Genomic DNA, 13,589 nt, shown 5'->3' with positions numbered 1-13,589 from the left:
TGGAGTTATTGTACGTGATTGGTGCGAATTTTTACTAGTAGCCAGCTAACAACAGACTGAACCCTGTCCGGGGTAGTTAGCTACCTGACAGAGCGTGGCAGGCGAGGAGCCGTACGCAAGTGTTGGCTCTCTCTTGCTGCAAAGGAAGGGGATAGCTAATTCAGCATGGCGTGGCTCTGCATCCTCCTCGGCGTTAAGGAGAAGGATACAGAGCCAGTTTTGTCCTCCAGGTAAACTTCTGCCAGCAGGCGGGTCAGCTGGGTCAGGAAGCCGCAAGTAAAGGCAGACTAGCTGAACTCAATCACGCCTCGAATGTTCCGCCCGGCGAGCAGATCGTCGTAGGCTTCATTGATCTGGTCCAGCTTGTAGGTTCGCGTCACCAGTTCATCGAGCTTGATCTTGCCGCTCTCGTACATGCGCAGCAGCATAGGAATGTCGTTGCGCGGCTGCGAATCGCCGAAGAGGGTACCCATGAGGGTCTTCTGGTAGAGGACTAGATTGAGCGGCGAGATAGGAATGGCTTGGGCCAGAAAAGGCGAGAGGCCAGCCACTACCACGGTCCCATTCTTGGCGGTAGCATTGAAGGCCTGGGCAATGGTCTCCGGTGTGGCGATCGCTTCGAAGGCATAGTCGACGCCGACGCCCCAGGTCAATTCCAGGGCCTTATTGACGGGGTCTTCCTGGCTGGAATTGATAGTGTGGGTGGCGCCGAACTCTTTGGCCTTCTCCAGCTTGAAATCGTGGATATCGACCGCGATGATCATGCGTGCCCCGGCGATGGCCGCTCCCTGCACGATGTTCATGCCGATGCCGCCGCAGCCGATGACCATAACGGTGCTGCCGGGGGTGACGCGGGCTCGATGGATGACGGAGCCGACGCCAGTGGGGACGCCGCAGCTCACAAGCACGGCCCGGCTCAGGGGATAGTAATCGGCGATCTTGACCACCGACATAACGGGCACAACGGTGTATTCGCTGAAACTGCCGATGTAGCAGAACTGGCCAATATCGCCTTTTTCGCCATGCATGCGAAAGGTGCCGTCCAGCAAAGGACCGCTCAGCGTGCCTGCCCCCTTGTCGCAGAGGTTGCTGTGCCCGGAAACACAGGAGGGACAGCTGCCGCAGGCGGGAATGAAGCTCATGAGAACGTGGTCGCCCGGCTTCAGGTCGCTGACGCCAGGACCGACCTGCTCGACGATGCCAGCCCCTTCATGTCCGAGAGCCATTGGTAAGTAGGCTGGCAGGTCCCCTTTGACCACGTGGTAATCGGAATGGCAGACGCCAGCGGCTACCATGCGTACGAGCACTTCCTGCTCTTTGGGCGGGTCAAGTTCGATCTCTTCAACGCGGATGGGGGTACCAGGTTCGTAGATGACGGCGGTTCTGGTTTTCATCGTTGAAGTCCTCTCTTCTCTTGCGAACGCTGAGAGCCCCGGGCCGACGCGGCGCCCGGACTGGCTGCCCAAGTCAGCGACAAATACGATCATCCATAAGTATACTGGAAAGGATGCTTGTTCTACAATGTCGCTCTGGTGCAATAAAATGGCCGCTCTTTGTCTACTCACAACAAACCCGGCGATAAACCCCGTGATAAACTCGGTCTGCTAGCCTTGCGCCCAGCCTTGCCATGTTGTATACTATCATGTTCCTCTCTTACTTTTTGTAAGTAAGGAGAGAAGAGAAGAGCGGCCATGAGGGAGAGCGTGGGGAAGGACCCTTTCTACATGCTGATGATGGCCCCTGTGTAACAGCGGGTGTAGTAGTGTAGTTGGTCAGCAAGGAAAGGAGGGCACGGCGCAGCAGCTTAGGGCCGTGCAGCAGCGATGAAAGAGCAGCAAGAGAACACCCCTATCAATGCAGCAGATATGCTGCCCGCCAGCACGCACATCGGCCTAGTTGCCCTGACGGTAGCCGATCTGGAGCGGGAACGGCGTTTCTACGAAGAGGTCCTTGGTTTTCAACTGATTGACCGAAGTGAGCAGCAGATCTGGCTAGGAGCGGCTGATATGGCGGGTCAGACAGAAGAGCCGACCATGAAGAAGCAGCCGCTGCTGCTCTTGATTGAGCAGGCTGAGGCCCCGCGACCGCCGTCCTGGAGCACTGGCCTCTACCACTTCGCTATTCTGGTCCCCTCGCGACCAGCCTTAGCGCGCTCGCTGGCTCAGCTAGCGGCCAGTCGTTACCCCCTGGGGGGCTATGCGGACCACCTTGTCAGTGAGGCGCTCTATCTCTCCGATCCTGAAGGCAACGGCATCGAAATCTATCGTGATCGTCCTCGCGAAACCTGGCGTTGGCAGAGCGGGCAGGTGGCGATGGCCACTGATCCCATTGATGTGAGGGCCATGCTTACTGAAGGGCGAGCAGAGTTAGAGAGGCAGCCCTGGAGAGGACTGCCGGCTGGCACCACCATTGGTCATGTGCATCTGCGAGTGGCTGACCTGCGCCAGGCGGAGCACTTTTATCATCAACTACTCGGCTTTGCGATTACCGCGCGCATGCCTGGGGCGCTCTTCGTCTCGGCTGGCGGCTATCATCATCACCTTGGCCTGAATACCTGGGAGAGTCATGGAGCGCCCCCACCGCCTGAAGGTAGCCTGGGCTTGCGTCTCTTCTCCATTGAACTGCCGGCCCAGCAGGACGTCGAACGTATCTCCGAGCGTCTAGAGCAGGCGCGCTGGCCCTTTGTATCTCACAAGGAGACGATCGCTGTCCGCGATCCCTGGAATCATCTTTTACTGCTCATGCCTGAAGGAAAGCGTCAGCCTGACGAGCTACCGGGCTGGCTTCCCTAAGCGCTCCTGGCCGGGTTGAGAGAGCTGGCGCGGCCCGCAGGGGTCCCCTGACCCACCCTCGCCAGCGGACTTCGGCCCAACACGTGGTAGTGCACGCTGTGCTGTTCGCGGTACCCTTGTGCGCAGTCCGGGCGTAACAGTACCCAAAAGCCTGCCTAGGGGCTAGCAGTGACGAGCTGCTTGCAACGCTTCAGGCCGTTGCCGCCTTCGTGTTCGCTGCCGAAGATTCGCTCGCTACCAGCTAAGAAAGCTATATATCCTGCGGGCCGTGCCCAAGGCTCTGCCTTTCCTGCTGGGTCTCTCTCTGCCAGTGAGAGAGGTACCCTGTTCCCTCCGCTCCGTCAGGAAACGGACCGACGGAGCGCTCTCGCTCATTCCAGCAGATCGACAGCCCAGTTTGTCGCCTGGATTGCCGTATCCAGCTCGCGGCGCTGGCGGGCGATGCGGTCAAGCTGGCGGTAAATGGCTGCGGTGTCTACCGTTGGCAGCCGACGGATCTCTGCCCGCCCATAGCGATCAAAGCGCTCGGAGGCTGTGGCTGCCAGATCGCTGAGGATGCTATGTTGCAGATCAAGCACATCCCGCTCGGCCATTGCCTCGGTCAAGGTCCGGCCATCCGGTAACCTGCTTTCCAGGTTGGTACGGTTGATGCGAACCATGAGCTGGCGGTACTGCTGAAGAATCTCCTCGACCTCGTGCAGCAGCGCCTCGGGCTTCTCGGGCGGTTGATCCCCTTCCTGAACGATTGCGCTCCTCTTGAGGCGATTACGCAGTTGGTTGAGCTGCTTTTTCATGTCGGCGCGCAACACGAGCGCCTCTGCGAGCTTCATAGAAATTCCTTTCCTGCCAGCATAACACCTGAAATGAGCCTGTTCCTACCATGCTGGAAAACGATCGGTTCTAGCATACTGAAATTATGACCGCCCAGCATAACACCTGAAATGAGCCTGTTCCTACCATGCTGGAAAACGATCGGTTCTAGCATACTGAAATTATGACCGCTGATTACGCTGCTATGATAGTATACAATTCTCTATCTGTCAATATGCTAAGCAAGCAGTATATTCGGTAAGGGGAGAGCCAGAGTGATTACACATCTCTCTGCCGGGCCGCTCTCTGAAAAGAGGCAAAGCGCTTTAGAGAGGGGCCAAAGGCAATAGTGGGGGAAGGACAAGAGAAGAAGAATGGTGGGCGCGCGGCTAGCGAGTCAGATAGCCGGCATCAACGGGCAGGGCGCAGCCCGTTAAGTGGCGTGCCTCATCGGAGGCTAACCAGAGTACAGCGGCGCTGACATCCTCGGGTGGCAGCAGATTACGATCGCTAAAGAGATTCATCTGGTTCATCTGGCTGACCATGTGCTCGTACGTAGCTTGAGGGCCGGGGCCGCCGGCGAAGAGGTCATAGAGTGCCTGGTTGAGGCACATGGAGGTAGCCACACTGGTGGGGCAGACGGCATTGACATTGATATTGTAGGGAGCCAGCTCGCGTGCCAGCGTCTTTACCAGCCCGATGACACCATGCTTGGCGGCCACATAGTGAGCCAGGTGATCCATTCCCTTAAAGCTGGCAGTTGAGCCGATACAGATAATTTTCCCCTGGCGCCGCTCCAGCATCTGAGGAATAGCCACCTTGCAGGTAATCCAGACCCCCTTGAGATCGACATTGACAGTCTCGTCCCACTGCTCTTCGGTCATCTGCCAGCTTAAAGCGAAGGAGTAGAGTCCGGCATTGGCTACCACCACATCGATCGGTCCCAGCTCGCGGCGCGCGCGTTCGGCCAGGGCCTCCATAGCCGGGAGGTTGGTCACATCCACCTGAGCGGCGATCACTGGGCGTCCCAGGGCCTCAATCTCCCTGGCCACAGCGGCCAGCTCCTCGGGGCTGGCCAGCGAATAAGGAACCGTGCGATATTGCCGGTCAGTATCGCAGATTACCAGGCGCGCTCCTTCACGAGCGAAAGCCAGGGCATGCGCGCGACCCTGGCCACGCGCTGCACCGGTGATCAGGACCACGCGATCAGCAAAGCGCGCTCTAGCTGCTAGATTAGTAGACTCCGCAGATGCCATCGATCGTGAAGTCCTCGATAATCAGCTCCTCTTCAAACTCCTCCTCGTCCTCGGCCAGCTCTGCCTCTCTCTCTGACGCAGCCCCTATAGCCTGCTCGCCTTCCAGCGAAAAGGCCGGCGCTGGCTCTGTCTGCCTGCAGGCAGACTGCTCTTCTGCGGAGAAGTATCGACGATCATGCTCAAAGAGGAACTCCATGCTTGCTGTTGCTCCTTCTAGGGCTAGCCTGATGAAGCGCCGCGGCCAGGGCAAGGGGAGCGAAAGCTCCAGACACCTGGTAGTGGCCTCTCTTTCTCTTCTCGACTGGCTCATGCCAGTCTTATTCAAGAATATCATCCTTGAGAGCGGCTGACAAGGCCAGGCAAGCAAACGCAGGAGGGATCTGCCCGAAGAGACCCCTCGGTCGATAAAGAAAGAGGCTCCACGCCTGGTCAGGAGCATCGGCATCCTACCAGGCGTGGAGCCTAAAGCCGACAAGATCTAAGCCATGACTAGGTCCACAGGCCGTGTTGTGCGCAGTACGGCACCGAGGGGTCGGCGGGAGCCGGTTGCTGCAGTTTCAGCACGCTGGTGTAAATGTCGTTATACATCGCTGCCACTGCTGGACCATTGACGTTGGCACCCTCGCCAGCATTCTCGCGCATGCTTACAATAGTCAAGCGCGGGTCCTGGTAAGGAGCCTGGGTCATCAGCCAGCCATGGGCGGCCTTGCCGCCACCCACCTGGCCGGTGCCGGTCTTCGCAATAATATTCCAGGGAGAGTTATAGAGTTCGGGAATCACCGATCCCGAGCCGCAGCGCACCACGCCGTACATTGCTTCACGGGCGGAGGCGGCTGTCTGCTCTGAAACCGGCGTACTCAGCGTCTGAGGAGACATCGACTTGATGATAGTGCCATCTGGTGCCTGAATACGTGAGACCAGCATCGGGCGCATCAGCACACCATTGTTGGCGATTGCGTCATCGATCAATGAAATGAGCATCGGCGTCACGAGATCCACGCCCTGACCAAAGGAGTTCTCTGCCAGCAAGTTTGGGGGCAGTTGCCCGTTAGGTGGAAGAACCGAACTCCGGGCAACAGGTAAGTCGAAGGGGATATCCTGGCCTACGTAGAAGCGTTTATTGTATTCCAGCCAGGTATCTGCCCCCAGCTTAGAGCCGATAACGGCGAACATCACGTTATCCGAGTGAGAGAAGCCCATATTCATGCTCACCGGGAACGTGCGTGCATAGCTGACGTGGTAGATATTGCTCAGCTGGGGAGCGAAGACCTCGCCACCGATCGTCACTGGTCCGACTGCATGCTGGTAGTCAAACGAAGGCGTATTCAACTGGTAGGTGCCGGTGTCCAGCGCCGCCAGCAAGGTCATCGCCTTGTAGACTGAACCGGGCACATACTGACCCTGGACGGGACGCTCTAGTAGCGGCGCATCTGGATTGCGCAAGAGCTGGTTATAATATGCCAGGTCGCCAGCGGCCACGCGGTTGCTATCGTATGTCGGACGCGTCACCATGGCCAGAATCTCCCCCGTATGAGGATCGGTGACGATCACCGCGCCGCGGTTGGTGGCAAAAACGTTATCGTTATCGATCTTAAGTTCTGGCACAGGTGGGTTGTAGCTTGGCGCATACTTGTCAAAATCGCGCTCGACAATCTTCTGAATGCGCGTATCGATCGTCAAGTAGATATTATCACCCACGGGAGGGCGGTGGAGGATCAGGTTAAGATTGTTGGTCAGTTCCGTTAAACCGGCCCGCCCGCTCAGGTAGTCGTCAAAGGCGTGCTCGATTCCTGTCGAGTTAAAGAGGGGGCTGATATAGAAGCCAATCAAGTTGGCGAGCGAGGGCATGCCATCCAGATAGTAATGGCGCTGGTAGCCGCAAAGCACCCCCTTAAAAGGGTTGTTGGGATCAATCGGCTTGGACTCGGCCAGCAGTACCCCGTTGCGGTCATAGATCTTGCCACGTACCGGGGCATGGTCTTTCATGCACTGGCGAATATTATGAATATTCGAAGTGACCTGTTGCGCGACTGCCACTTGCCAGTAGACAAGCCCAAGACTCAGCCCGAGGAAGAGCACGATGAAGATCTGGTTGAGACGGCGTATGGCCGAATTGATATTCATGACGTTCGATCCTTGCGTCTGTCTCGGAACAGTTTTTGTGCTCTCTTGCCTGTTGTGTCTCTTCTATCGATCTTGCTTGCTGTTAGGTAAGATCCAGGCAAGTGTAGCACGCGGTGTCATGTCTGCCAAGTGTTCTAGCTAACAAGGGGGAGCTGTGGACGGGGTCTCGCGCTCTCTCCCCTACAGTATCTAACGCTTCAGACTGGCGCCCTTGACTCTGGGATAGATCTCTGAGTATGCTTCCTCTGTATACCGTTCTCGCTGCGTCCGCTCGCGCGGTAAGCAAGCTGGCTTTGGAATTGGGACACTAGGGGTCACCTGGCCCCTGCCTTCGCAGTAGACAGGCTGCCTGTCTGCCTGACCACCAGGTAGAAAGAAGGACTGCTATGACCATGACAGCACATTCGGCGGGCTACCGCTATCGTCTGCTACCGGAGGTCAAGATTCGGCGCGAGGCCTTTGGCGGCATCCTCTATAAGTATGGCTGTGCTGATCGGGGAACGCTCTCATTCGTCAATTCTCCACGTCTGATTGATCTGCTCCTCTTAGCGCGAGAGCAGTTTGCTGGCGATCTCAGTGCGGCCATCGAACAGCAAGTCTCTTCCGCAGGAGCTAAGGCCCGCCTCTTGACGGCACTCGATGAGCTGCGGAAACGCGGCTATCTAGAGGCCGAGGTGGTAGCTGGGCCAGCTCCTGAGGAGACGGCGGCTGAGTAGAGTGAGCAATGCGCGATGGTTGTCTAGGACCCGGCCTCTCTACGGCGGGCCAGGACGGCCATGGGCCGCCAAGCGGAGCACTCGTAGAAGAAGGAGCAGAAAGGCATGATCCAATTCGTACAGTTTCATGGGCGTCGCCACCAGTGGATGGGGGACCAGAGGCGGGCGGAGGCGGAGTCTGGCGCTCTTCATCCTCTGGCCAGAGCTGCTTTTGCCGAGACTGGTGACCCGCTCTTGCCTGCGCAGACCAGCGGCTCGCAGCGTTTCCTGCGAGGGGGACTCTCGGCGCCAATCACGGTCACCTGGGAGATCACGGCTGCCTGCAATCTGACTTGCGTGCATTGCCTCTCCTCCTCGGGGAAACGCCGTCCGCGTGAGCTGACGACAGAGCAGGCACTGGCCGTGGTCGATGAGCTGGCCGAGATGCAGGTCTTCCAGATCCACTTTGGGGGCGGCGAGCCGTTCATGTATCCGGGCATCTGGCGCGTGCTGGAGCGCTGCCGCGAGCGTGACCTGGTGATGTGCGTCAGCACGAATGGCACGCTGATCACTCCTGAGCGCGCTCAACGCCTGGCTGCTCTGGAGCCGATTTATTTTCAGGTCAGCCTGGACGGTGCCACCCCTGAGACCAATGATCGCATTCGGGGGCAAGATGCGTTTCGGCGAGCCATGCGTGGCCTGGAGCGTCTGGCTGCCGAGGGCCTGAGTTTAACCGTCAATAGTGTCCTGACGCGTTATAGCTTCCCCGAATTGGATCGTCTCTATGCGATTGCCGGCGACTTTGGCGCCAAGCTGCGCGTAACGCGCCTGCGCCCTTCTGGTCGTGGGCGCGCCGTATGGGAAGAGCTACATCCCACGCGTGAGCAGTATCGCAGCTTCGTGGCCTGGTTGCGGGAGCATCCCGATGTGCTGACTGCCGATTCGTTTTTCCACTTGAATGCTTTCGGCGAGCGTCTGGCAGGGCTGGATATGTGTGGTGCAGCGACGGCGACCTGCTGTATCTGCCCCGAAGGCGAGGTCTATCCCTGTGCCTTTTTCCAGACGCCCGAGTTCGAGGCCGGCAATCTGCATGAACAGAGTTTTCGTGAGATCTGGCGGCACTCGCCGGTCTTTGCCTTCTACCGCCAAATGGGGGCTGGCTCCTGTGGCGGCTGTGTGCACTATGACCTCTGTCACGGTGGTTGCCCGGCCACCAAGTGGTTCGTCCAGCGCAGCCTGCAGGTGCGTGATCCCGAGTGTGTGCTCGCTGGTAGTCCTGTTGATCCATTGCACGCTTCGCCTGAAGCCCCGTGCTCGTCGGTGGCCATGCAGGAGGACGCTCTCCTGCGGCAAGAATAGATAAAAGGTAATAACAGCGCTATAGTAGTCGGAAGATCATGAGAAACGAGCATGAGGGACAGGACATTCAAGAAACGTTGCCAGGAGGCAGCGGCAGTCAGGTCAGGTCAGGTCGAGCACTGCTCTGGGGGGCGGTGCTCGACAGGCGTGCAGCATGCAGTGCGGGATGGGAGACATCTCGCTGTCTTGTTGTCGTATCGCTGCTGGCCCTGCCGCTGCCTGCCTAGCGACGCTCCAGACTGTGTAGAAATGTCAACACAGCTCGGTTGAAGGTCTCGGGGCGCTCGAGGTTCAGCATGTGCCGCGCGCCGCGAATAACCACCTTCTTGGCATCGATGATGCCGGCTTCCAGTAGCTCGGCCTGGGCCTGCATCTCCAGCGAGTCTGCGTCTCCGATCAGAATCAAGGTCGGCTGGCGGATCTCTGCCAGACGCTGCAGGGCGGGTGGCCTGAGCTGCTCGCTGGGCACTGGATTCAGGTAGTGCACAAAGCTGTAGTCGCGCAATAGCTCTCGGTAGCGCTGTGCTGCTTCTGGATATTCGTCCTCGTGCGGCATCGCCGGATCAGTGGCCCACAGCTCATAGAGCTGCTCCTTATCCTGCGCCCGGGCAGCGGCGGCGATGCGCTTCCCGCGCTCCAGCGTTTCCGGCATATAGTTATCGTAACCGCTGATGTTGGCGGCGGCCAGAATCAAGGCATCGACCATCTCGGGATAGGTCAGGGCGAAATCGATGGCTACCCTGCCGCCCCTTGACAGGCCCAGCAAGTAGGCACGGTCGATGGCCAGATCGTTGAGTACATCGTAAAGATCGCGGACATCCGAGTACTCGACGTTACCCATCGCCGAGCGACCGAAGCCGCGTAGATCGTAGCGCACAACCTCGTAGTAGCGAGCGAACTCCATGAACTGCGGGTCCCAGGCGCGATGATCGAGCAAGCCGCTGTGGAGCAGGACCAGCGGATGACCGCGTCCGGCGACTTCGTAGTAGAGTCGCGTACCGCGAGCTTCAATAAAACCCCATTCAGGTTCCAGCCTTCCTGCCATCGTCTGCCTGCGTCACCTCCTTTCAACGCTATCGTTGGTCAAGTGAAGGTGGAGAGGGTGAGCCTGACTCGGATGGTTGAGCAAGTTGGGTAACTGTGGCATTCTTCCATTCTATCACGGCTAGCAATGGCCGCCAGGTGCGCTGCCTCCAGCAGCCGAGCAGCAGGCCGAGAGCGTAAGCACAATCCTCTAGCAGAGAGTAGAGGGCGAATGCGGGCAGGCTCAGGCGCGGACGCAGGCGCGCGTAATCAACGCCTACCACCACGGCTTGAAGTAGGCCGACCAGCACCAAAAGCGGCGGAAAGAGCAGGCCCGCGGCTAGTAGCGCGAGTGTATAGTAGCGGGTCAGATGGCGGCAAAGGTGGTAGGTGTAGGCCAGGTAACTGCGCAGCGTGGCCTGCCAGATTTGCCAGGCTGTCAGCGGCAGGTGAGCAAGCCGGGCAGTCTGACGGCGACGCCAGGTACTGGCCCCAGGCAGCAGCAGAGCCAAAAGTGCCAGTAGGAGGGAGAGGCGCGCCTGCCCTGTCCTGCTCGGGCGCTGCCGACCCTGTGACCTGGTCCGCAAAAGGCTACCCAGGGGGCGAGTGGTGAAAAGCTGCCAGAGGCTGCCGAGTGTCAGGGCGGCAAAACTTGCTTCCCGAGGTGGGAGCAGCAGTATCCGGCGCTGCTGCGGGTGAAGCTGTTGGAGCACAGCCTCGGCAGAGGCATAGCGCACCCGTGTCCCCAGGAACGTCCCAAGGCGGGTGCGATAGTCATGGTAGACCACGCTCTCGGGAGCGGGCCAATAGCGGATGCGCCAGCCCTGAGCGAGCAGCCGGTAGCAGAAATCAACATCCTCGCCGCAGCTCAGAGGAGTAAAACCGCCCAGAGCCTGCCAGGCTTCGCGGCGCACGAGTAAGCAGGCTGTGGGAAGGTAGGTGAGCGGCCCACTCAAGCGCACCTCCTGCGGCTGCAGGCCCATGAAGAGCGAGGAACGGACATCCTCGTAGCGCCCCAGCACGCTGCCGGTTTCGTAGGCGCGGATTTGACCGCCGACGGCGGCCACGCCGGTCTCGCTGAAGAGTGGTACCAGGGTGGTGAGCCAGTCTGGCGTTACCACGCAGTCATCATCGACGAAGGCCAGGAGATCGTAGCGAGCGGCGGTGGCGCCACTGTTGCGGGCGCCTGCGGCTCCCTGACGCCGGGCGTGGCGCAGACAATGCAGTCTCACCCCACGACTGGCGAAGGCTGGAACGAAGCGAGTGAGCAAAGCCGGCGTCTGATCGCGAGAAGCATCATCGGCCACGATGATTTCCAGTGCCTGTGATGGATAGCGCAGCTCAAGGATGGCCTGCAGGCAGCGCTCAAGCTGGCGGACACGGTTGCAGGTGGGCACGATCACGGAGACTCCTGGCCACGACCTCGGTGGCAGTGGGGGGCCGGCCTCCAATAGCCCTTTGGCGCTGAGCTGCTGGCAGAGCATGGCCACCCGCTTGGGTGCAAGTCCACTCAGGCGAACTAACTCCTCGCTGCTGCGCTCTTGGCGACACAGGTTGAGCAACTGCCAGGCTTGCTGGCCAAGGCGCAAGACGCGCAGCGGGTAGGAAGCGATAACCAGTCCCCCTGGCCGGCCTGCTGCCCTTTCTAGCAGGCACAGACCAGGCGCCAGGCGGTAACAACCAGGCGATGGATAAGAGTAGCTCTGAGGACTCATCACGATTCTGCTCCCCCTGCCCCTTGTTGAGCAATGAGCTGCAGAAGCTGACCCGGGGCTACAGGATAAGCGATCTCACGCAGTTCCTGCAAAGCCTCCCAGAGGGCGCTGGGTGTCAGGCGCCAGGCCAGCACATAGAGTTGGAGGAAGAGCGGTCGCCGATGATGCGTGGCTTGCAGTCCTCTAACGAGGTGCACCAGCTGAGATCTGCTGCTGACAAGCCCCAGATTGTGATAGACGGGCACGTCCATGATTTTCTTATAGCTTAGAGTGAGGCCACCAGCACCTGTGAGCAGACCGCGCAGCCCAGCGGGCCGGAGTGCCTCGATAAAGGCGCGCTGCTCCTCAACATTAGACAGGCGCATGCTAGCCGGAAGCGGCAGGCCCAACCGCTGACGCCAGTCGCCATCGAGCACCTGCAGGAGAGAGAGGCCCATTCCTGAGAGCAGGCGCTGGCTATGCTCCAGGAAGGCTGGCCGCTGGGCAGCTGGCCAGCTCGATGGGAACATGTAGGCGGCGCCGCTGGGGCCGGCGATCAGCTCATCCTGGGGGCTGGCTGTCTCCAGGTAATAGGCTGCCAGGGCGGGAGCGGCCTCCAGGAGCGCTGGAGCGATCGTCCAGCCAAGTGGGAATCTGCCGCGGGCCGGATCACGCCACAGATGCAGCATACGATGCTGCGTGTATTGCAGGTTATCTCCGTCACTGATCGTCAAAGACAGGTAGACGCGTGGCTCCAGGGCTGGCAGAGGGCGCTCATCCTGCTGACGGCGATAGCGCTGAGCCAGGGTCTGGAGGCGTTCGATCAGCTCTAGGGGCTGCAGGGCAGTCCAGACCTCTAGATTGCTGCAATGGTCGCTTGCCAGAACCGCCACGGCCCGCTCTGAAGCCAGTGTTACCCCGCTTCCCTCGTCGGGGAACCAGCCCAGATGGATGCTGCCAGGGAGAAGCTCTGCGAGCAGTTCCTCCAGGAGCTGGCGCTGCTGGCCTGCGGAGGACTGCCAGGGGCGCGAATCGAGCCAGTGGACGAAGGTGCGCGTAGCTACCAGGAAGGAGCGCAAGCCGCTGGCGATCTCTGGCTTCATACCGGCCAGGGATCGTCGTGATCTCTGGGTCTGACTGATCTCTCTTGCCCAACGATAGGCCAGGCTCGCACTCTCCCAGCGCTGAAGGCGCAGGTCCCTCAGCACTGGCTTCCTTCCAGCTGCTTGTAGCAGCGGCAGCAGCTCGGGGGCTGCCACCACGCCCGCCTGGATACCGGCCAGCGTAGTCGCCACATTGATACTGGCCGGGCGCTGTGGGTCATAGACAATGAAGCCAGCAATGCGCGCCTGAAAGCGGGCGATCAGCTCGCTGAGCAAGGTCTCCCCTTGCGCTTCCAGTCTTTCCAGCTGCACAGGCCAGGGAGCGATGGCGCTTTGCAGCCAGAAAAGATCATCGTCGTAGGTTGCCAGGTAAAGCTGTGGCTGTGGCACGTTCACCAGGCCGGCCAGCGTGCTGGCTGCCAGCTTGACAGCGAAGGAGGCATCGCGTAGATCAGCCACTGCCAGGTTGTGAGGCGCTTGCAGCTGTGGGAAAAAGGCGTTCACTGGCCAATCAAGAGAGAACGAGGCCGCGCCTCGCTCGGCATCCATAGGGGGGAACAGGTCCTTTCTGGACGGAAGCCGGCGCCAGGTGCTGCCTGCGGCCTCACCGAGCACTGGCTGACATCGCTTTCTTTGAGAGGATTATAGGGTGTCAAGCTGCCCTCGTCAAGGGAAGGAAGCTTATCCTCACCTGCTGATAATTCGAAATGTATGAAACCCGAACGAATGCTGT

General features: G+C 59.6%; 11 protein-coding genes. 3 read left to right on the top strand and 8 right to left on the bottom strand.

Features of this window, described 5'->3' with window-relative positions; all coding sequences use genetic code 11:
- Positions 1-287: 287 nt before the first annotated feature.
- The gene (locus KTAU_RS01260) at positions 288-1,394 is read right to left on the bottom strand and encodes a Zn-dependent alcohol dehydrogenase (RefSeq protein ID WP_151726668.1); all 1,107 of its coding nucleotides are present in this window, start codon (positions 1,392-1,394) and stop codon (positions 288-290) included.
- 429 nt (positions 1,395-1,823) lie between these two features.
- On the opposite strand from KTAU_RS01260, the gene KTAU_RS01255 reads away from it, so the two are divergent.
- Positions 1,824-2,792, top strand: a complete 969-nt coding sequence (locus KTAU_RS01255; protein WP_228026272.1) for a VOC family protein — start codon at positions 1,824-1,826, stop codon at positions 2,790-2,792.
- 371 nt (positions 2,793-3,163) lie between these two features.
- On the opposite strand, the gene KTAU_RS01250 is transcribed toward KTAU_RS01255, so the two are convergent.
- The 4 genes from KTAU_RS01250 to KTAU_RS01235 form a co-directional block, all read right to left on the bottom strand.
- Positions 3,164-3,622: a DIP1984 family protein gene (locus KTAU_RS01250; RefSeq protein ID WP_069801965.1), complete on the bottom strand. Its 459-nt coding sequence runs from the start codon at positions 3,620-3,622 to the stop codon at positions 3,164-3,166.
- A gap of 369 nt (positions 3,623-3,991) precedes the next feature.
- Positions 3,992-4,858, bottom strand: a complete 867-nt coding sequence (locus KTAU_RS01245) for a mycofactocin-coupled SDR family oxidoreductase (RefSeq protein ID WP_151726667.1) — start codon at positions 4,856-4,858, stop codon at positions 3,992-3,994.
- Positions 4,836-5,054 carry a mycofactocin precursor MftA gene (mftA, locus tag KTAU_RS01240; RefSeq protein ID WP_151726666.1) on the bottom strand — a complete coding sequence of 73 codons (219 nt, stop codon included), beginning with the start codon at positions 5,052-5,054 and terminating at the stop codon, positions 4,836-4,838. The genes KTAU_RS01245 and mftA overlap by 23 nt, the downstream gene beginning before the upstream one ends.
- Positions 5,055-5,347: 293 nt before the next feature.
- A complete protein-coding gene (locus tag KTAU_RS01235) occupies positions 5,348-6,982 on the bottom strand; it encodes a peptidoglycan D,D-transpeptidase FtsI family protein (protein ID WP_151726665.1) in 1,635 nt (544 codons plus the stop codon).
- Between the two features lie 386 nt (positions 6,983-7,368).
- Here KTAU_RS01235 and mftB point away from each other — a divergent pair, with 386 nt between their 5' ends.
- Entirely contained in the window at positions 7,369-7,698 is a 330-nt protein-coding gene (gene mftB, locus KTAU_RS01230; protein WP_151726664.1) for a mycofactocin biosynthesis chaperone MftB, read from the top strand.
- 105 nt (positions 7,699-7,803) lie between these two features.
- Positions 7,804-9,036, top strand: coding sequence for a mycofactocin radical SAM maturase (mftC, locus tag KTAU_RS01225; protein ID WP_151726663.1), 1,233 nt, complete (start codon positions 7,804-7,806; stop codon positions 9,034-9,036).
- 223 nt (positions 9,037-9,259) lie between these two features.
- Here mftC and KTAU_RS01220 read toward each other — a convergent pair whose 3' ends face one another.
- The 3 genes from KTAU_RS01220 to KTAU_RS01210 are packed head-to-tail and all read right to left on the bottom strand — an operon-like array spanning position 9,260 to position 13,405.
- Positions 9,260-10,081: an alpha/beta fold hydrolase gene (locus KTAU_RS01220; RefSeq protein ID WP_151726662.1), complete on the bottom strand. Its 822-nt coding sequence runs from the start codon at positions 10,079-10,081 to the stop codon at positions 9,260-9,262.
- 28 nt (positions 10,082-10,109) lie between these two features.
- Positions 10,110-11,774 carry a mycofactocin biosynthesis glycosyltransferase MftF gene (gene mftF / locus KTAU_RS01215; RefSeq protein WP_228026340.1) on the bottom strand — a complete coding sequence of 555 codons (1,665 nt, stop codon included), beginning with the start codon at positions 11,772-11,774 and terminating at the stop codon, positions 10,110-10,112.
- The gene (locus KTAU_RS01210) at positions 11,774-13,405 is read right to left on the bottom strand and encodes a GxGYxYP domain-containing protein (protein ID WP_151726660.1); all 1,632 of its coding nucleotides are present in this window, start codon (positions 13,403-13,405) and stop codon (positions 11,774-11,776) included. Before KTAU_RS01210 ends, mftF begins: the two co-directional genes overlap by 1 nt.
- Positions 13,406-13,589: the final 184 nt, after the last annotated feature.

The sequence above is a fragment of the Thermogemmatispora aurantia genome, assembly GCF_008974285.1.
In the GTDB taxonomy this organism is placed as follows: Bacteria; Chloroflexota; Ktedonobacteria; order Ktedonobacterales; family Ktedonobacteraceae; genus Thermogemmatispora; species Thermogemmatispora aurantia.
This window is presented reverse-complemented; position numbering and strand designations above follow the sequence as displayed.

Bases quoted from the DNA above. Each gene is read 5' to 3' on its own strand.
- KTAU_RS01260 (WP_151726668.1), bottom strand. From the start codon at position 1,394: ATGAAAACCAGAACCGCCGTCATCTACGAACCTGGTACCCCCATCCGC.
- KTAU_RS01255 (WP_228026272.1), top strand. From the start codon at position 1,824: ATGAAAGAGCAGCAAGAGAACACCCCTATCAATGCAGCAGATATGCTG.
- KTAU_RS01250 (WP_069801965.1), bottom strand. From the start codon at position 3,622: ATGAAGCTCGCAGAGGCGCTCGTGTTGCGCGCCGACATGAAAAAGCAG.
- KTAU_RS01245 (WP_151726667.1), bottom strand. From the start codon at position 4,858: ATGGCATCTGCGGAGTCTACTAATCTAGCAGCTAGAGCGCGCTTTGCT.
- mftA (WP_151726666.1), bottom strand. From the start codon at position 5,054: ATGGAGTTCCTCTTTGAGCATGATCGTCGATACTTCTCCGCAGAAGAG.
- KTAU_RS01235 (WP_151726665.1), bottom strand. From the start codon at position 6,982: ATGAATATCAATTCGGCCATACGCCGTCTCAACCAGATCTTCATCGTG.
- mftB (WP_151726664.1), top strand. From the start codon at position 7,369: ATGACCATGACAGCACATTCGGCGGGCTACCGCTATCGTCTGCTACCG.
- mftC (WP_151726663.1), top strand. From the start codon at position 7,804: ATGATCCAATTCGTACAGTTTCATGGGCGTCGCCACCAGTGGATGGGG.
- KTAU_RS01220 (WP_151726662.1), bottom strand. From the start codon at position 10,081: ATGGCAGGAAGGCTGGAACCTGAATGGGGTTTTATTGAAGCTCGCGGT.
- mftF (WP_228026340.1), bottom strand. From the start codon at position 11,774: ATGAGTCCTCAGAGCTACTCTTATCCATCGCCTGGTTGTTACCGCCTG.
- KTAU_RS01210 (WP_151726660.1), bottom strand. From the start codon at position 13,405: ATGGATGCCGAGCGAGGCGCGGCCTCGTTCTCTCTTGATTGGCCAGTG.